The 17889-nt window shown below is 68.0% G+C and carries 22 protein-coding genes and 1 tRNA gene; 8 read left to right on the top strand and 15 right to left on the bottom strand.

Annotated features, from left to right (window positions below):
* Positions 1–161: 161 nt before the first annotated feature.
* Positions 162–581 carry a hypothetical protein gene (locus DL991_RS40190; protein ID WP_125789572.1) on the top strand — a complete coding sequence of 140 codons (420 nt, stop codon included), beginning with the start codon at positions 162–164 and terminating at the stop codon, positions 579–581.
* Between the two features lie 184 nt (positions 582–765).
* Here DL991_RS40190 and DL991_RS40195 read toward each other — a convergent pair whose 3' ends face one another.
* Positions 766–1647 carry an FG-GAP-like repeat-containing protein gene (locus DL991_RS40195; protein ID WP_125789573.1) on the bottom strand — a complete coding sequence of 294 codons (882 nt, stop codon included), beginning with the start codon at positions 1645–1647 and terminating at the stop codon, positions 766–768.
* 152 nt (positions 1648–1799) lie between these two features.
* On the opposite strand from DL991_RS40195, the gene DL991_RS40200 reads away from it, so the two are divergent.
* The 4 genes from DL991_RS40200 to DL991_RS40215 all read left to right on the top strand — a co-directional run bounded on the left by DL991_RS40200 (position 1800) and on the right by DL991_RS40215 (position 4737).
* A complete protein-coding gene (locus DL991_RS40200; RefSeq protein ID WP_125789574.1) occupies positions 1800–2417 on the top strand; it encodes a helix-turn-helix domain-containing protein in 618 nt (205 codons plus the stop codon).
* Between the two features lie 21 nt (positions 2418–2438).
* Complete coding sequence (locus DL991_RS40205) at positions 2439–3416, top strand: GlxA family transcriptional regulator (protein ID WP_199754271.1); 978 nt, start codon at positions 2439–2441, stop codon at positions 3414–3416.
* 19 nt (positions 3417–3435) lie between these two features.
* On the top strand, positions 3436–4179 hold the full coding sequence (locus DL991_RS40210; RefSeq protein ID WP_125789575.1) for a DJ-1/PfpI family protein: 744 nt from the start codon (positions 3436–3438) through the stop codon (positions 4177–4179).
* Positions 4180–4263: 84 nt separating this feature from the next.
* Complete coding sequence (locus tag DL991_RS40215) at positions 4264–4737, top strand: hypothetical protein (protein WP_125789576.1); 474 nt, start codon at positions 4264–4266, stop codon at positions 4735–4737.
* Between the two features lie 249 nt (positions 4738–4986).
* Here the strand turns inward: DL991_RS40215 and DL991_RS40220 are convergent, their stop codons facing one another.
* From DL991_RS40220 to DL991_RS40230, 3 genes are all read right to left on the bottom strand, one after another.
* Complete coding sequence (locus DL991_RS40220) at positions 4987–6051, bottom strand: DUF6348 family protein (RefSeq protein ID WP_125789577.1); 1065 nt, start codon at positions 6049–6051, stop codon at positions 4987–4989.
* 42 nt (positions 6052–6093) lie between these two features.
* Positions 6094–7158 carry a DUF4037 domain-containing protein gene (locus tag DL991_RS40225; protein ID WP_125789578.1) on the bottom strand — a complete coding sequence of 355 codons (1065 nt, stop codon included), beginning with the start codon at positions 7156–7158 and terminating at the stop codon, positions 6094–6096.
* Between the two features lie 76 nt (positions 7159–7234).
* Entirely contained in the window at positions 7235–7837 is a 603-nt protein-coding gene (locus DL991_RS40230) for a TetR/AcrR family transcriptional regulator (RefSeq protein ID WP_125789579.1), read from the bottom strand.
* 66 nt (positions 7838–7903) lie between these two features.
* Here DL991_RS40230 and DL991_RS40235 point away from each other — a divergent pair, with 66 nt between their 5' ends.
* A complete protein-coding gene (locus DL991_RS40235; protein WP_125789580.1) occupies positions 7904–8899 on the top strand; it encodes a VOC family protein in 996 nt (331 codons plus the stop codon).
* On the opposite strand, the gene DL991_RS40240 is transcribed toward DL991_RS40235, so the two are convergent.
* The 7 genes from DL991_RS40240 to DL991_RS40265 all read right to left on the bottom strand — a co-directional run bounded on the left by DL991_RS40240 (position 8883) and on the right by DL991_RS40265 (position 12139).
* Positions 8883–9329 (bottom strand): DUF1772 domain-containing protein, encoded by a 447-nt coding sequence (locus tag DL991_RS40240; RefSeq protein WP_125789581.1) that lies wholly within the window; start codon positions 9327–9329, stop codon positions 8883–8885. The genes DL991_RS40235 and DL991_RS40240 overlap by 17 nt on opposite strands.
* Before the next feature lie 93 nt (positions 9330–9422).
* The gene (locus DL991_RS40245; RefSeq protein ID WP_125789582.1) at positions 9423–10019 is read right to left on the bottom strand and encodes a hypothetical protein; all 597 of its coding nucleotides are present in this window, start codon (positions 10017–10019) and stop codon (positions 9423–9425) included.
* A 130-nt stretch (positions 10020–10149) separates the two neighbouring features.
* Positions 10150–10344, bottom strand: a complete 195-nt coding sequence (locus tag DL991_RS43670) for a VOC family protein (protein ID WP_233599289.1) — start codon at positions 10342–10344, stop codon at positions 10150–10152.
* Complete coding sequence (locus tag DL991_RS43675; protein ID WP_233599293.1) at positions 10277–10480, bottom strand: VOC family protein; 204 nt, start codon at positions 10478–10480, stop codon at positions 10277–10279. Before DL991_RS43675 ends, DL991_RS43670 begins: the two co-directional genes overlap by 68 nt.
* A gap of 4 nt (positions 10481–10484) precedes the next feature.
* Positions 10485–10919, bottom strand: coding sequence for a hypothetical protein (locus tag DL991_RS40255; protein ID WP_125789583.1), 435 nt, complete (start codon positions 10917–10919; stop codon positions 10485–10487).
* Positions 10920–11298: 379 nt separating this feature from the next.
* Entirely contained in the window at positions 11299–11484 is a 186-nt protein-coding gene (locus DL991_RS40260; protein ID WP_125789584.1) for a hypothetical protein, read from the bottom strand.
* 58 nt (positions 11485–11542) lie between these two features.
* Entirely contained in the window at positions 11543–12139 is a 597-nt protein-coding gene (locus tag DL991_RS40265; protein WP_125789585.1) for a TetR/AcrR family transcriptional regulator, read from the bottom strand.
* Positions 12140–12260: 121 nt separating this feature from the next.
* Between DL991_RS40265 and DL991_RS40270 the strand changes: the two genes are divergently transcribed.
* Positions 12261–13604, top strand: coding sequence for a flavin monoamine oxidase family protein (locus DL991_RS40270; RefSeq protein ID WP_233599287.1), 1344 nt, complete (start codon positions 12261–12263; stop codon positions 13602–13604).
* Between the two features lie 452 nt (positions 13605–14056).
* Here the strand turns inward: DL991_RS40270 and DL991_RS40275 are convergent.
* A tRNA-Asn gene (locus tag DL991_RS40275) sits at positions 14057–14129 on the bottom strand.
* A 162-nt stretch (positions 14130–14291) separates the two neighbouring features.
* On the opposite strand from DL991_RS40275, the gene DL991_RS40280 reads away from it, so the two are divergent.
* On the top strand, positions 14292–14471 hold the full coding sequence (locus DL991_RS40280) for a hypothetical protein (protein WP_007031230.1): 180 nt from the start codon (positions 14292–14294) through the stop codon (positions 14469–14471).
* A gap of 74 nt (positions 14472–14545) precedes the next feature.
* On the opposite strand, the gene DL991_RS40285 is transcribed toward DL991_RS40280, so the two are convergent.
* Genes DL991_RS40285 through dnaG form a run of 3 tightly spaced genes read right to left on the bottom strand, consistent with a single transcriptional unit; the run spans position 14546 to position 17763 of the window.
* Entirely contained in the window at positions 14546–15310 is a 765-nt protein-coding gene (locus DL991_RS40285; protein ID WP_125789587.1) for a trans-aconitate 2-methyltransferase, read from the bottom strand.
* Positions 15311–15343: 33 nt separating this feature from the next.
* On the bottom strand, positions 15344–15856 hold the full coding sequence (locus DL991_RS40290; RefSeq protein ID WP_125789588.1) for a hypothetical protein: 513 nt from the start codon (positions 15854–15856) through the stop codon (positions 15344–15346).
* A 2-nt stretch (positions 15857–15858) separates the two neighbouring features.
* A complete protein-coding gene (gene dnaG, locus DL991_RS40295) occupies positions 15859–17763 on the bottom strand; it encodes a DNA primase (protein WP_199754275.1) in 1905 nt (634 codons plus the stop codon).
* Positions 17764–17889 lie beyond the last annotated feature (126 nt).

Genomic DNA, 17889 nt, shown 5'->3' on the forward strand with positions numbered 1-17889 from the left:
CTTTCAACGGCGGTCGGGGAGGCAACGTCGTGCGACCAGTGCGTGCGTCGCCTTCCCCCGCACTCGAGCCAGAAATGGACGCGGCCCCCTGCTGGCACAGGGAGCCGCGTGAGTGTTCGTCGTGAAGCCCACCCAGATCAAGAGCAAGGAGACACGAGAACATGGAGACCGTACCGTTCGATACCGGTGAGCCGCCAGAGAAACCATCGCTCGATCCGGTCATTTCCGATCCCGGAAGTAACGTGGTGCCGCCCGCCGCGGCGGCGGAGTACGTGAGTCTCGACGAGCTGCTGGACGCCACGGCCATCCCGGCGCTTCAGCCCGCCGAAACCGCGCTGGTGTTCCAGCCGCCGTGCCGGTCTTCCGCCCGCGGCTGGTGGGACATGGCGAACCGCGTCACCTCGGGCGAGTGGAAGCACACGTGGCAGGCCGTCGTCCTGCTCGTCGTGCTCGGCACCGTCCTGTGCGGCGTGCTACTCGCCGGGTCCGTGGTGCTGCGGGCAGCGGCGCTCTCGGCGCTCGGCTTGTCGGCGTGGGTGTGGCTGAGCAAACGCAACGCCGCCCAGGCGGGGCACGCGTAATCGGATCACCTGCCAGGAAGGGACCATGCCGTGCCGCTGCTGATATCAGCGGCACGGCATCCCCGGCTCGGGCGGACGGCCAGGCCGGCCACCCTCACCGTCGGGGATACGTCCGAGCTACGGCGTTCTTACGTCACACGGCCGAATCCGCCGTTCCTTCACCCGGTTGGCGGCAGGAGGCGGCTCACACCGGGACGTCGCCCGGTGTCCCCCACTGGGTGGTGAACAGGCCCAGGCCGTACCAAGTCCCGTTCGAGGGACGCCACACCACGAAGTCCGCCCGTGGGTCGCCACCGAAATTGCCTGCCAGGGGCACATCACCGGCGACACCCCATTGCTGCGTCGCGATACCGAGCACGTACCAGACACCGTTGCTCGGCCGCCACACGGCGAAATCGGCACGCCCGTCCGCGTTGAAATCACCGGCCACCGGAATGTCACCCGCGACACCCCATTGCTGCGTCGCGATTCCCCGGACGTACCAGACGCCGTCGCTGGGGCGCCAGACGGTGAAGTCGGCCCGTCCGTCCGCGTTGAAGTCGCCGGACACCGGGACGTCACCGGCCACGCCCCACTGCACCGTGGCGATGTTCAGCACGTACCAGACACCGTTGCTGGGCCGCCACACGGTGAAATCGGAACGCCCGTCACCGTTGAAATCGCCGGTCAGCGGAACGTCACCGGCCACGCCCCACTGCTGGGTCACCACCGCGCCGGTGCTGCTCTGGATGACGTACCAGGTACCGTTGCTCGGCCGCCACACGGCGAAGTCGGCCCGATGGTCGCCGTCGTAGTCCGCGGCGACCGGAACGTCACCCGAAACGCCCCACTGTTGTGTCACCACGCTTCCGTTGCTGCTGCGGATCACGTACCAGATGCCGTTTCCGGGACGCCACACCGCTTTGTCGGCGAACCCGTCCCCGTCGAAATCCGCGGCCGTCTTCTGAGACGAAGGCGAGGCGGTGATACCGACGCCGTCCTCCTCCGCACCCGCGGCCGGTGGTATCACGATCAGCCCCGCGAGCAGACCCGCCAAAGCCGTCCCCACCCGAATGGATCTTCGCATTTCCCGCAACCCCTTTTCCGTTCGATGGACGCACTCTTCCCAGTTCGTGGTTTTTGACCGAAGATACGCACCGGGAGGAGTTGCAGCCTGACACCGACGGCCTGCCCTTGTCAGCAAGGATTCCGTCCAGTGGACCGCGCGAGGGGATTTCCATGGAGACCGAGAGAAGACCGAGAAGCGTTCTCGAAGGCGCTTTCACCCTATTGGATGCCTTGGTACGACATCAAGGTGAAGCAGGATTGACCCAACTGGCGAATTCCTGCTCGATACCGAAAGCGACCGCACACCGATTACTCGAGCAATTGACCGTGCTGGAGGTTGTCCAGCGCAGCGAAAACCGCTATCGCGTCGGCGCACAGGCATTCCGGCTCGGTCAATCGTGGCAGCCTTATCCGCGGCTGCTGGAACTCGCCCGCGGCGAACTCAGGAGATTGGCCGCGGCCACTCGGGCGAGTTCGGTACTCGCCGTGCCCTGCGACGGCCGTATCCTCATCGCCGCCGCCAGCCTCACCCGGCCGGAAGACGGCGTTCTGCTCCGGCCGGGTTCGACGGTGCCGCAACGCACCGGCCACTTCTGCCCCGTCTGGCAGGCCGAACACGACCTCGTCGCCGTCGAAGCACCCATCACGTTGCCGACCGGCGAAACGGTCGGTTCGGTCGCGGCCGTGACCGCGCCGACACCGTCACCCGGCGCGGTGCCGGACACCGTGGCCCGCGCCGCCCGCACCATCGGCGCGGCACTGGTGAACCGAGTTGCGACGCGGGCGTAGTTTCTCCTTGTGGGATCGGGAATGAAGCCGCGCCGGGTGGTGATCGTCGCGTTCGACGACGCGCAGATCCTTGATGTGGCCTGTCCCAGCGGGGCGCTGGAGATCGCGAGCTCACACGGCGCCGCACCGCCCTATGTCGTCGAATTGGCCACGGTCGACGGGCGGACGACACGGAGTTCGTCGGGGATCATGCTCGCCGGTGCCCGGCGGCTGGCCGAGGTGTCCGGGCGGATCGACACGATGCTCGTGGTCGGCGGCGCGGGAACGGGGACGGCCGCGGCGGACGAGCGCCTGCTGACGCAGGTGCGGCGGCTGGCCGAGCGAAGCAGGCGAGTCGCCTCGGTGTGCACGGGCACGTTCGTGCTGGCGGCCGCCGGCTTGCTCGACGACCGGCGGGTCACCACGCATTGGGGCTACGGCGAGCAGCTCGCCGCGGCTTTTCCCGCGGTGACAGTCGATCCGGCCCCGCTCTACATCCGTGACGGCAACGTCTTCACCTCGGCGGGGGTGATCAGCGCGCTGGATCTCACGCTCGCGCTGATCGAGGACGACCACGGGCCGACGCTGGCCCGCGAGGTCGCCCGTGAGCTGGTGACGTATCTGCACCGCCCGGCCGATCAGGCGCAGATCAGCACGTTCCTGGCCGCTCCGCCGCCCGGCAACCGCGTCGTGCGAGACCTGTTGGGGTACATCGCCGCGCATCTCGACGAAGACCTCAGTCCGTCGGCGCTGGCCGCGCGGGCCGGCGTCACCACCCGGCACCTCAGCCGCTTGTTCGGCACGCATCTCGGCAAGACCCCGGCCCGCACGGTGCGAGCGGCCCGGACCGAAGCCGCCGCCCACCTGGTGCGGTCCACCGCGTTGCCGCTTTCCGCGGTCGCGCGGCGTTGCGGGTTCGCCTCGGCGGAAACCCTGCGAACCGCGTTCCGCCACCACTACGGGCTCACCGGGGACACCCTTCGCAGGATGACGGACATGCCGCGCCCGATCGGGACTTGAGCGCCCCAGAATCCGCGGCATGAACAGTGCGAAGACAACGCGCAGAACAGTACTGACCGGCGTCGCGGCGGCCGCGGCGTTCGGCCTCGCCACCGGTACGGCTCAAGCGGAGTCCACAGGCCCGCGGATCGGCATGCTGCTCTACGACGGCTTCAGCCTGCTGGATCCGACCGGCCCGGCCGAGGTGCTGTGCCGGCTTCCCGGCGCGACGGTGACGATGATCGCCGAGCACCGCGGCCCGGTGCGCACGGACACCCGCGATGTCGCGGTGCTGGCGGAACGTTCGGTGGCCGAAGTGAACCGGCTGGACGTGTTGCTCGTTCCGGGCGCCGGTAACCGCGGCACGAACGCCGCCATGGAGAACCAGGTGCTGCTCGACTGGATCCGCCGCATGCACCGGCACACGACGTGGACCACGTCGGTGTGCACCGGGTCACTGATCCTCGGCGCGGCCGGGTTGCTCCGCGAGCGGGCCACCACGTACTGGGCATCGGCGGACTATCTGGAAAAGACCTTCGGCGTGCGCTACGTGCCCGAGCGGTACGTTCAGGTCGGCAAGATCATCACCGCCGCGGGCGTTTCCGCCGGCATCGACCTCGCCCTCCATCTCGCTTCCCTGCTGGCAGGCGAGGAAACCGCCCGCGGCATCCAGCTCGCCGTCGAATACGACCCGCAACCGCCCTTCGATTCCGGCAACGCCGCGACGGCGAGTCCGGAACTCAAAGCGCTCGCGCTGAAACTACTCGCCGATTCGCAGGAGTAGCACCCGGGAACGCCGTCACCGCATAGGATCGCCACGGCGCGGACCGGGCGTCTCGGTCCCTGGCGGAGCGGTGGAAGGCAAGGCATGTCAGACCTCATGTACACGATCATCGAGGCCATTCCGCGGGTATTGCTGCTCGTGGTGGGAGTCCTCGGCCTGATCTTCTCCATCAAAGGACGCTCCAGGGGAGTCTCCGGCCTGATGGTGGCCGCTTTCGTCGTCATGCTCGTCGCCACGGTGGCAAGCATCATCTGGCAGTTCGTGGTGTTGAACGTGTCGTCCTGGATCGCGTCCGAGCAGCTCACCAGCGACGAAGTCCGCTTGATCTTCATGGGCGTCAGCGTCCCGCTCGACGCCATCGCGCTGCTCTCCTGGTTCCTGGTCGCGATCGCGGTCCTCAAGAGCGGCCGTCCGACACGGCAACCCGGTGTCGCGCCGTATCCAGGACCGGTCAACTATCCGATGGCCGCACAGCAGGGTTTCCCGAACCCGCAGCCCGACAACGCCCAGCCTGGCTACCCGCAGCCCACCCCGCCGACCCAGCAGCCGCCGAACTAGAGCGATGCCCCGTTCTCCGGATGGTGACGATCCTGCCGGGGTCGTGAGTGTTTCGGGTCGTTCTGGCCAAGGATGCCCTAGGTACCCATTGGAGTGAGCCGGGTAGCGGCCGGGCCGTGAAGGCCATCACGAGCCTCAACAGCAGCACCACCAGCCACAACGGCGGCGCGTGAAGGACTCCTTGCCTCGGCTCAGCCGAGGAAACTCGACCTTCACACCTTCCTCAGTACATGAAGGCCCCGCGACCGTCTAAGCGTCGACAGGCACGAGTAACCCGAACACCCGCACCGCCACTCGTCCCTCGGGCAGCGGTGCCGGGCTTTCCGCCACCACCACCTCTCCGGCGGGCCACGGCTCGCTGTCCAAAAGGACCTCGTTGTTCAGCAGCCCGCCGTCGTGATGCGCGACGAACAGCCGGAGCCCGTGCACTTTCCGCCCGAGCTTCTCCGCGCGCAACGCCTCCAGCAACCGGTCCAGGACCGGCTCGGCGGATAACGTCGCGTCAGTGAACAGGGTGATCTGAGCACCCAGCACCAGCTCGAACACGCCATCCGGATGTTCGTATCGTTCACGCGTGACCTGATCCGGCGCGGCGCCTGGAGAAAACAGACCGTCGACGATCGGGTGCAAGGCCCCTTGGCTGAACATGTGCACCGCGCGGCCGATCGCCTCGCGCCACGTGGCGCCGTATCCGGCGAAGCTCTCCACCAGCCACGGTTTGGCCAGCGCGGGATGCGACACGGCGAAGTCCACTTGGGCCATCACCATGCCCGCCGGGGCCGGATGCACGATGAGCTTCGTGTCGGCTTTCGTGTCCTCGTCGAGTGCGATGCCGTGCTCGCGCAAGAATCCCTCGAAAACCAGCTGTGGCGAAGGCACACCACCGTCACCATCGACCACCGGTTCCAGATCGGCGGCGAGGGTGGGCTCGTTCAACTGGAGATCCGACATCTGCGCGCCGTCGTTCAACGCCGCGTTGATCACCGCGAACGCGCTGCTGCGCACCGCGATCCGCTCGAACTCGCCGCGGTCCGCCTGCCTCGCGCGTTCCGACGCCGCCACGAAGACGGGCTCCTCGGACAGCACCACCCGCCCGCCGGGCCCCACCACCGCGTCCGGGTACGAGACATCCGGCAGCAAGCGCCGCGTGTACGCCATCGGCAGGAAGATCAGCAGCCGTTCGGCCAGCCACGGTTCGACTCCCGCGCCCGTCAGCCTTTCCCACACCTGGTCGTCACTCGGCGGTTCCTCGCCCACGCAGAACGCGGCGATCCCGACCTCGAGCGCGGCGTCCAGCCCCCATGATGCGATCACCACGGAAGTCTATTCGTGCCGCCACAGCGGGCGTTGTCGCGGTCAGAGTGCGGGGCCCGCGATATAGCGGCGGCGCAGATCGGCGTTCCCGCGGTCGGTCACGTCGGTGTTGTCGACGTACTGGTCGATCGCACCGACCGGTGGCAGAGCCCTGACGGCCGGGTCGCTGATCGTCGTGACAAGCGCGTCGGTGAACCGGTAGGCGTCGAGGACCCGGAACGGCCGGTCGTGGAAGTACCGGACCGACACCTCCAGCGGCTCCGTGAGACCGAGATCGTTGTGCATCCCCGCGGCGATCTCGTAGGCGGGAGAAAGGTGCCGTTCCCGTTCCTGCCAGCTTTGCGCGGCCAGCGCGCCAGACAGGCAAGGAGTCAGCGCCTTGGCGCAGGGCAACGCCGCGAACGCGGTGCCCAGCCACTTGCTGTACGGCGGATACACCCGATTCATCACCAGGCACAGCTTCATCACGTCACGGACCTGGCGCGCGGCCACCACGGCCGAGCCCAGGTCGTCGCCGACCTCACCGCAGCGGCCGACAAAAGGCTCCTCCTGGGACAGGCGCATCCACTGACAAGCCAAGACGTAGCGCCACACGTCGTCGGGAAACCAGGCGAGATGATCCCGGTAGGGCTCCAGCAGGCCGACCCCGTCGTGGAAGACGGTGCCACCGGTCAGTTCACGCAATACTTGCGTCGGGACCGTCAACCACGCCGAAATCGGCAGGCCGCCGTCCGGCTCGGCGCCGAGCTGCTCGGTGAAGAAGCCCCGCAGGTCCGTGACATGCACCCAATGCCGAGCCAGGGCGCCCGTCGGGAAGGCGAAGCGGACCGGGTAGCCGCGGAACTCGACCGGCAACTCGCGATCGAGCAGGGCGTCCAGATCGTCGGCGAGGGCGTGAAAGTCTTCGCTGCCAAGGAAAAGCTGCATCCGCGGCCCCCAGGCGTGGTCGGTGGAGCGCACGGTGTCGAAGCCCTGCACCTCCGAGCCCCAGCCGATCAGCGCCGCCGAGTACGGCACGTCGTCCAACGCGTCCTCCAGGATCGGGGCGACGACCTCGGCGTAAAACAGCTGGGACAGTTCAAGCCCTGGCAGGAAGGATCGCGTCACGTCCGCCACCGTGGCAGGAATGACGGACGACGGCCAGTGGATAACCGAGCGTTCCCGCAGTGCCCGGCTGGTGGAGTCACCGCTCCGTGGGCCAGGTTCGCCTCAGGCCGTCGATCACGTCGACGAACAAGGTGAAGGTGCTGTCGACGCGTTCGCGGTCGTTGGTGGTGAGCAGGTCGAGTTGCAGGCCGCGGGCCTGGGCCACGATCATCGACGCCACCAGAGGTGCCTGTGCCTCAGGGCAGCCGTCTGCCGCGACCAGGCGTCGCATCAGGGTCAGCGAGTCGTGCACGACCTGCCGCAGGAAGCGTTCGTAGCGTTCCGGTTCTCGTGCGGCCTGAGCGAAGACCTCGAACAGCAGCCGGTAGACGGGCAGGCGTTCCGTGGTCGTCGAGGTCCGCCACCAGGTCGGAAGGTCGGCCGGCCGGGTCGGCGGGTCGGCCAGGCCTGCCGCGTCGGCCAGTCTCCGGCGCAGCAGGTCGATCACCTCGGCGACCAGATTCTCCTTCGAGCCGAAGTGGTGCAGCAGCGTCCCATGGCTGACGTTCACCGCCGCGGCCAGCGGCCGCATCGCCAGACCGGCCAGACCGTGTGTCAGGACGTAATCGGTCACCGCGTCGAGCAGTTCGGGCCGCCGGTGCCGGTAGCGGACGCTGCGGCCGTCGATGCGCTCCTCCATCGGCCGGACGATACGGCAACACGAGATAGATTGACCGATTGGTCGAACTACTTTTAGAGTGGCCGCATGGCCTCCGAGATCACTCGCCTGCACCACGTCGGCCACGTCGTCCGGGATATGTCCGCCGCATTCGACCTCTACCGGCGTCTGGGCTTCGTCGTGCCGGCGCCCGGTTATCCCGCGATGTCCCCCCGCGAGGGCGCCGAGCCGGAGCCGTTCGGCGCGGCCAACACCCACGCCGACTTCTCGCACGACTTCCTTGAACTGGCCACCGTGGTCCAGGCCGATGGTCGCGTGCCGGCGAACGCACGGCTCGTCCCGCTGCAGGCCCCGCCCGACGTGCTACCGACGTTGCTGGAGCGGATCCACGCCACCAGCGCGAACCTGACGGAATGCCTGGACCGCTTCGAGGGACTGCACATCCTGATGTTCTCCTCGGCCGACATCGACGCCACCGCCACACGGTTGACCACCGCGGCGGTGCGGCATGGCGGGGTGAACACCGTGCGGCGGCCTGCCGGGGACCACGTCGAGACCGTTCGATACTTGGAGATCGACGGAGTGCGGCCAGGCGTCGAGGCGGAGGGCAGGGTCGGCGTCGTCGCGGATCTGGACCCATGGATCCAAGCCAGCCGGCTGGCCGGCCACCCCAACGGCGCCGTCGGCCTCCTCGATGCCACGCTCTGCGTCACCGACGACGAACTGGACGCCGCCCAGGCGCGCTACGAGCGCTATCTCGGTCGGACGCCTCGCACAGAAGGATCCACCCGGGTCTTCGACCTCGGCGGCGCGACACTCACCCTTGTGCCCGCCTCCGGCCTCGCCACCCTGTTTCCCGGTGAGCGGCCCCCCGCATTGCCGGCTCTCATCGCGTGCACGGTCGCCGTCACCGACCTGACCGCAACGAAGAATCTGTTGCAGCGCAACGAGGTCCCGCTGCGACAGACGCCGCTCGGAGATGTCTTCGTGCCTGCCACCACCGCCCTCGGCGCCACCATCGTTTTCCGGCAGGCGAGCATCCAGCACAACGCGGCGCCGCACGATCTCAGGCGCGGGCGGTGACCAGCAGGGCGAAGGCCGCGATGATGACGGCGACGCGAATGTAGTGAAAGCGGTCCCAGCGGTTCACTTGCCGCTTCCAGTCCGCGGGCCGGTTCTCGGCGGTCCACGTCTTGCCCCGGTCGTTGATCGGGACGAGCAACAGGATCGACATGACCACGCTGACGATCAGCAGTGCGCCGGCGGTAACGACGAGTCCAGCACCGGGGTGCTGCCATCCGGCGATGGCCCAAATCGCGACGAGGACGAGCGAACCGATGTACCAGACCGGCATGACCGCGCCGAGCATGCGGCCCCCGTGGGCACGGCCGCTCACCATGCTGTCCTCGGGGAGTGCGTTGAGGATCGGGTTGATGACGAACGCGACGGAGAACTCCACCCCCACCATCACCCCGACGATCACGGTCGTGACGATCTCAAGTGCGTTGAGCATGACTGCCCCTCCTGAAATCTAGCGCTGCTAGCTGATGCGGCAACGCTAGCACTAGCGCCGCTAGTTTGCCTAGCGGTGCTAGAAACTTCTCGCTCACCAACCACCTATCGTGACGACTCCGTGGCCACCGGCGGCGGCCTGCTCGAGCAGTGCGATATGCGACAACGTGAAGTAGCGGAAGTCGTGGAACCACAGCACCGCACCGTGCGGTGGATCGCGCTGCTCCTGCGGTATCGCGTCGCATTCCTCACCGATACGGGTCAAGAGGTCCCAGGGCAGCCGGTGAGCCGCGTCGAGCAGCTCACGCACACCGGCCGGGCGCAGCGTGTAGTTCAGCAGGTGGCGCCAGTCCTCCGGGGTCGGCTGAGCGTGGGGTCCCGCATCCGCCGCCAGGTCATCGCGGCGCTCCGGCTTCCACTCCTCGATGAAGACGTAGCCGGTGGTCAACGTGCCGAGCACGGTGTCGGTGAGTGCGCGAGTCTCGAAGGTGAGCCGTGGGCGCAGACAGTCGCCGTAGTACCAAAGGCTGTTCCAGTGGCCTTTCGTGCCGGGCATGTCCTCCACGGACAGAAACGGCGCCATCGGCTCTTCCGCGTCGTCCCACAGCCACACATGATCCCAATGCGGCTCGCGAGTGAGGGCGAGCAAGGGCTCCCACTCGACCACGGCCCCGTAGGCGTCGTACCCCATGCCGCGAGTATCACTCGCCGGATCGGTTTCAGGGGCGAGCAGGTACTTGTCGAACCGTGTCCTTCTTCCGGATAGATCACCAGCGCCGAGGCCCGCGGTTCGGGCAAGGCATGCATCGTCACCTTGGCGGTCAGCCTCCGGAGGGTGCGCTGCCGAGGTCGACAACGCAGAAGCGGTTGCCATCCGGGTCGGCGAGAACGACGAAGTCCGGTTTGGGCGGATAGCGGTCCCGATCGACGCCCCAGGCCCCGAGTTCCTCAAGACGTGCGACTTCGGCTTTGCTCAGCGGCGGTATCGACGAACAGGTCGAGATGGATCCGCGGATACGGCTCGCCTGCCAAAGTCCGCCAGCCGTCGCTCGCCCACTCGTCGTCGGCAACGAGGTTCAACGCCGCGGTCCAGAACTCCACCACCCGCGGCAGATCCGACACACCGATCACGGGCAACCCGAGCCTGAGCATGCCTTCAGGGTTGCCATGCCCCGGCTTGCCTGGCGGGCACTTGTGCCTGGATCACCTGGCTGGTCGGGTCGGCAGCATTGAGGTCGCGTACTCGATCGGTGACCAAGAAGTCGGGGAGTTCAAGCCCATGGTCTTCCGTGAGCAAAAAGGTTCCACCGCGCACGTCCGGTTCCCAGCCTGACGTCAAAGCGTGTTCGATGAGTCGTCGAATGTCGGCAGCGCTCGGATACGACCCATCCGTCTCGGCAGGGGCCCACCCCACCCCCATATCCTTGGAAAGCAGGTCCACCTCCAGCGCACGACTGTTCTTGCCGTCGCCCCAAATCCGTACGTTGATACATCGATGGAGACTTCCACCATCGCCTTGCACCGCACCGATCCCCGCACGCCAGGTGAAGTCCCGTTCCCCGACGTGGAGTGCCCGCAGTCTCCTCCGCATTGTCCCGAGCTTACGGACCTGGGCGATCACCACAGCGATACCGCACTTCCGGGAGCGTGGCGACGACCACACAGACCTGCGCGCCGTCCGTCAGGCACAAACCCGACACTGAATCGCCCCTGGCACCCCGAAAACGAAGAAGCCAAAGCCGCGTGGCCTGGGCTTGTGCTCCCCGCTTGGACTCGAGCCAAGAACCCTCCGGTTAACAGCCGAATCCTTTCGAGTCGCCCTCAGTCGATCCAGCTGGGACGTTTGCGATCGCTCATGCTCTCGGTCGATGTCAGCCGACCTCGTTCGACCACCTGGCCAAGGATTGTGATCCGACGCGACGGCAACCGAACTGAATGAAATTCGCCAGTATGATCTTCGAACAACCCGGTCAATTAGTGTCGTCCCCGCGCAGGCGGGCTTGGTCCCGAGCGGCGAACGACAGGTATCGGGCGTCGGCGAAGTAGTCCGCGGAGTCACAGCGGAACCCGGGCTTGGTGAGGGTCTCCAGTTTCACGAACCGGCCGAAGTCGTCGGAAGCGCTCCCTGGAGCCGCCACCGACACGCCGAGCAGCACCAGAGAGGGATGACGCGCCGGGAAAACGTGCTCCGGCGGCGAGCGAGCCCGACAGTCGTCACACCCCCGCCAGACCTTTCGCCATCTCCATCAACGACTCCAGCCCTTCCCGGGCACGTGCGTCGTCAGGATCGCAGACGTACTGCAGGGTCAGGCCGTCCACGCCGGCGACGATCATGCGCGCCAAGTGGTCGAAGGGAACAACGACGGTCTCGCCCGCGCCCTCGGCGGCGCGCCGGCACCAGTCGGCGACGACGGCGGCGTACCGCTCGTACTGGTGCCGGGCGAGGTCCTCGTGGCCGGCGGTGCGCAAGGCGTACATGGTGAGTTCGTACTGCAGCAGCTGCAGTTCGCGCCCGTTCCGGACGAGCCTGCCCCAGTAGGCGTCGAGCCCCTGTCGGATCGCGTTCGCCAACCCTCCATCGGTAGCGGCGGACTCGGCGAGGACCTGGGCGATGTCGTCGACGACGCTCTCGATCACGGCACGGAGCAGTTTCTCCTTGGATGGGAAGACGTACTGCATGGTGGCCAGCGGGGCCCCCGCCTCGGCGGCGACCACGCGCACCGATGTCTTGGCGACGCCGTGGGCGGCCAGCGCGGTGCGTGCGGCCGCGATGAACTGCTGCCGGCGAACCGCCGCCTCGACGTACGGCATGACCACCCCTTTCGGTCGGATGACCGAGATTTTGTCACGAACGCTTGCCAGGCACGCGCGGCGCACCTAGCCTGAGACAACTCGGTCATTTGACCGAATCTCCGGAACTGAGGAGCGGATGATGAAGGTCGTGGTCGTCGGCGCTGGACTGGCGGGGCTGTCCGCCGCACGGGAACTCAGCCGGAGCGGAGTCGAGGTCGCGGTATTCGAAGCCCGTGACCGGGTCGGCGGCCGGCTCGAGGGCGGTGAAATCAAGGGCCACCCGATCGAACTCGGCGGCACCTGGATCGGCGACGGACACTCCCGGATGTACGAGCTCATCGACGAACTCGGGCTGGAAACCTTCCGCACCTGGAACGACGAGGGCAAGGTACTTGTCCGGCTCGGCGGCAAGCGCGCCCTCGTCAGCGGCACCAAAGGCACCGTCCCCAGGCTCAACCCCGTCGCGCTCGCCGACCTCGCCCAGGGCTTGGCCCGGTTCGGCAGGCTCGCCCGCACCATCGACCCCGCCCAGCCGTGGGCGCACCCGAAGGCGCGCCTGCTCGACGGCCAGACCTTGGAAACCTGGGTACGCCGTACCCTGCGCACACCGAGCGGGAGAGCCTACTTCAGAGTCGCGATCGAAGCGATCTTCGCCACCGACGCCCACGACCTCTCCCTGCTGCACGCGCTCTTCTACGCGGTCAGCAACACCGACCTCGAAACCCTCCTAGCCGTCGACCGCGGCGCCCAGCAGGACCGCGTCGTGGGTGGCTCGGTCCTCGTGGCCCAACGGCTCGCCGACGGCCTCGACGTCAGGCTGTCCAGCCCGGTCGTCTCCGTGGCCCACGACGCCACCGCCGTCACGGTCACCACCCGCAACGGCGAGGACTTCGCCGCCGACCGTGTCATCGTCGCCCTCCCACCGACGCTCGCCGGACGCCTGCGGTACGACCCGGTGCTGCCGGCCTGGCGCGACCAGCTCACCCAGAAACTCCCGGCCGGCACCGTCGCCAAGACCTTCGCGGCATACCCGACCCCGTTCTGGCGCAAGCACGGACTCAACGGCCAGATCGTGTCCGACACCGGCCCGGTCAAGGTCACCTTCGATGTCTCTCCGCCAGGCGGCGAGATCGGCATCCTCCTCGGCTTCGTCGAAGGCGGCGACGCCCGCCGCTGGCAACGACTCCCCGACACCCAGCGCCGCCAGGCCGTGGTCGACTCCTTCGTCCGCCATCTCGGCCCGCAGGCGGCCGAGCCGACCGCGTACACGGAGAAGGACTGGAGCGCCGAGGAGTTCACCCGCGGCTGCTACGGAGCTCACTTCGCACCCGGCGTGTGGACCGGCTACGGCGACATACTGCGGCCACCGATCGGCCGGATCCACTGGGCCGGCGCCGAGTACGCCGTCCGGTGGAACGGCTACATGGAAGGCGCTGTCCGCTCCGGCAACGCGACCGCACAAGAGATCATCGAGCTCTATTGAGGGCCAAGGCAAAGGTGGCGTGTCGCGACGAAGGTCCGCCCTTGCCTTACCCCTCACTAACTTGGCTCGACTTTCACCCCGGCGCAGTTGCGTCATATCGCTTTGCTCGGGGAGACACCGGACAGGGGCCGTCAAGGCTGACGGCTATCGCGGATAGCCCGCACACGTGACCCGCTGAGATAGAGATCATGACCGCACACGAGGGAGCTGAAGGATCCCTCGGTCGAGCCGGACCGGCCAAAGGAATGTCGATGTTGTTGCGCGGCTGGTCGGCCGAGCAGGCGTTCACGGCGCTGCCGGGTACCAAAAACGTACAGTCGCCCCACCCGGAGGCCGATATCGCTACATCAGCGACACATCAGTGCGGGCACGGGACTGCGTCAGAATCGACACCAAATCGCCCCTGGTACCCCGAAAACGAAGAAGCCCAGGCCGCGTGGCCTGGGCTTGTGCTCCCCCGCTTGGACTCGAACCAAGAACCCTCCGGTTAACAGCCGAATGCTCTGCCAGTTGAGCTACAGGGGATCGTGCTCCGTACCGGCCGGATCGCTCCGACCGATGAGAGAACTTTAGCCCATGCCCTCCGTCGGCCGCGCACCCACCCCCACTTTCTCCGGCCACCTCGTCAAGCTCGCGTTTTGAGGGACAATGGCAGCCGGAGCAAGATCGAAGGAGGCGTGGACTCGGATGAAGATGTTCCTGCTGGGTGCGGCCGCGGGCTACGTATTGGGCGCGAAGGCCGGCCGGGGACGGTACGAGCAGATCGTGCGGACGTACCGCAAGATCGCTGACCACCCCATGGTGCAGGGCGCCGCCGGGGTCGCTCGCGCCAAGGTCGGTGAGCGGTTCGGGCGGCCTCAGCGCTGACCGCACCCGAGACGTGCCGAAAGGGCCCTTCACCGCCTGAGACGCGGTCAAGGGCCCTTTCGTATACAGGGAGGTCAGCCCACCGTGGCGACCACGAAGACGCGCCGGAACTCGAACCAGGTGGTCCCGTCGGGGCGCGGCGGGTAGGCCTTGTCCAGTTCGCGGGCGATCTGCGCGCGGAAGTGGTCCCATTCGGCTCCGGCGAGGGCCTCCTTGACCGGCAGCAGCGAGGTGCCGGTGATCCATTCGAGTACGGCGTCCTCACCCGCCAGCCGCTGCAGATACGTCGTCTCCCAGGCGTCGACGGCGCAGCCGGCGTCGGCGAGCAGGTTCCCGTAGCCGAGTGGGCTGTCGACGGCCTCGTTCTCCCGCAGGACGACGTCGGCGAGGCGCGGAGCCCACTCCTCGGTGCGCGCGAGGGCGCGGACCAGGGCGTGCGACGGGGCGTCGAAGTTGCCGGGGACCTGGAACGCGAGCGTCGCCCCGGACGGCAGGAGGCCCACCCAGCGGCGGAGCAGGTCACGGTGCTCCGGGACCCACTGGAGCACGGCGTTCGAGATGACCACGTCGGTGTCCGGTTCGGGCACCCAGTCGTTGACGTCGAGCACTCGCGCGTCGACGCCGCGTGAGCGTGCGGCTTCGACCATTTCGGGTGAACTGTCGCTCGCCTCGATGATCGCGTCCGGCCAGCGTTCCGCCAGGCCCGCGGTCAGGTTGCCGGGTCCGCAGCCGAGGTCGGCGACCCGGCGCGGTTTCCCCGCCGTGATCCGCCCGACGAGGTCATGGAACGGCCGGGCCCGGAGGTCGGCGTAGTCGAGGTACTTGACCGGATCCCACATGGCGCCTCCCAGCGATACAGTACAAGCGTACTGCTAGCCGTGGGGCTTCGCCAGTTTCTCGGCCGCTTCCTCGGCGATCGCCTTGACCACGTCGGCATCCGTGCCCGGATCGGGCCGCACCTGCAGCACCGTGCCGTCCTGGCCTGGGACCTTGCGCTCGACGAACCATGCTCCGCCGGTGCCGAAGTCCTTGCGGTGCCGCCCGCGGACCGAGCCGTCGACCCGCTGCCGCACCAGGAGCGGGACCTTGCCCGGCCGGGCGAGCCGGAACCGGACCGGGGTCTTGTCGGCCAGCAGCACGGCCTTCCCCGCGGTCCCGGTCTCGTCGGACTCGGTCAGGGTCAGCACCCCGTCGGACCACGCGGCCTTGCCGACCAGATGCCAGCCGACCCGGCGCGGCCCCGGGACCCACAGCCCCAGCGCCGTCACCAGCAGGTATCCGCCGCCCTCGACGGCCGCGCTCCCGACGACGTGCTCGCCGTCGTCCAGCGTGCCGTCGAAATCCGCCGGGACACGGTCACCCAGCAGGTGACGCAGCCAGCCCATGCTCAGTCCAATCCGCCGATGGCCTGTTCCTTCAGCGCCTTCCGGTACTGCTCGAGCGCGACGAGGTCGCCGAACAGCGCGCGGTAGTCGTCCGGCGCCTCGACCGGCGAAAGCCGCTGGAGCTTCGACTTGATCTCGTTGATCTGGCGGGCGACCAGGCTTTCCTGCACCGCCGCGAGCTGTGCGGAGATGTAGCGTGAGTCGACCTCGCCCTTGGCGCGCAACGGTTCCACCGAAAGTTCGCTGAGCACTCGCCGCACCGAACCTTGCGGACAGTGCGGGACGGCCGCGTCGAGCAGGGCGGGCCCGGTCAGCCCGGAACCCGCTCCCCCGGCGGACAGCAGCGCCTTGTGGATGGCGACGTAAACCGGATGGGTGAACGCGTCCTCGGGGAGCGCGTCGTACTCCGCCCCGGCGAGCATCGGCTGCTGCAGGGCCGCTTTGAGCGCCTCACGCTGAGCGATGAACCGCGGATCGCCGGGCGCGGGCCGTGGCAGGTCCTCCTCGACGGTGGCCGTGGCCCCGGCGGCGGGCCGCCGGACCTCGATCGTCGTGGAGCGTTTCGCCATGGCACCCGCGCTGCCGCGGACCCGGTTCACCACCTGCGCCGCGTCCTGCCAGCCGACCCACCAGGCGAGTTTCGACGCGTAGCCGTCGCGGCTCGCGCGGTCCTTGATGCCCGCGACCATCGGAACGGTCTTCTGCAGCGCCGCGACCTGTCCGTCGACGGAGTCGAGGTCGAAGCCCTTGAGCATGCTCTTGATCGCGAATTCGAACAGCGGGATCCGCCGCGCGACCAGGTCTCGCACGGCGGTGTCGCCCTTGGCGAGCCGCAGTTCGCAGGGGTCCATGCCGTCGGGGGCGACCGCGATGTAGGTCTGCCCGGCGAAGGTCTGGTCGCCCTCGAAGGCCTTCAACGCCGCCTTCTGGCCGGCTTCGTCACCGTCGAAGGTGAAGATCACTTCGCCGCGGAAGGCGTCGTCGTCCATCATCAGCCGCCGGAGGACCTTCATGTGGTCCTCGCCGAACGCCGTACCCGACGACGCCACGGCCGTCGGCACTCCGGCGGCGTGCATCGCCATCACGTCGGTGTAGCCCTCGACGACGACGACCTGGTGCCGCTTCGCGATCTCGCGTTTGGCCAGATCGAGGCCGAACATGACCTGCGACTTCTTGTAGATCGGCGATTCCGCGGTGTTCAGGTACTTCGCCGAGACACGGTCGTCGTCGTACAGGCGCCGCGCGCCGAACCCGACCACCTCGTTGCCGACGTCGCGGATGGGCCAGAGCAGCCGCCGGTTGAACCGGTCCATCGGCCCGCGCTGGCCTTCCTTGGCCAGCCCGGCGGTGAGCAGTTCCTTGACCTCGAACCCGCGGTTGAGCAGATGTTTGGTGAGCTTGTCCCAGCCGGCCGGCGCATATCCGCAGCCGAACGTCTGCGCGGCGGCGGCGTCGAAACCCCGTTCGGACAGGAAGTCCCTCGCCGCGCGCGCGTCCGGGGTGAGCAGCTGCTCGGCGTAGAACTCCTGGGCCGCGCGGTGCGCTTCGATCAGCCGGGCGCGGGTGCCGCGATCACGCTGGACGCTTCCGCCGCCGCCTTCGTAGGTCAGCCGGAACCCCGCGCGATCCGCGAGCCGCTCGACGGCTTCGACGAACGAGATCAGGTCCATCTTCTGGATGAACTTGATCACGTCACCGCCTTCACCGCAGCCGAAGCAGTGGAAGGTGCCGTGGGAGGGGCGCACGTTGAACGACGGGGTCTTCTCGTTGTGGAACGGGCAAAGCCCTTTCAGGCTGCCACCGCCGGCGTTGCGGAGGGCCACGTAATCCGCGATGACCTCGTCGATCCGGTTGCGCTCGCGCACCTCCGCGATGTCGCTGTCCCGAATCCGTCCTGCCACGCTCATCACTCTAGGCCGTGTCCGGTAAGTCGGTTCGATGGGCTTCGTGATCCAGGTGGTTCCTGGCGGTGCGGACGGATCGGCCTCGTACCGGGGTCGTACTCGGCCGCATCCGCCCGTGCCGTCACGGAC

It is taken from the genome of Amycolatopsis sp. WAC 01375 (genome assembly GCF_003947325.1).
In the GTDB taxonomy this organism is placed as follows: domain Bacteria; phylum Actinomycetota; class Actinomycetes; order Mycobacteriales; family Pseudonocardiaceae; genus Amycolatopsis.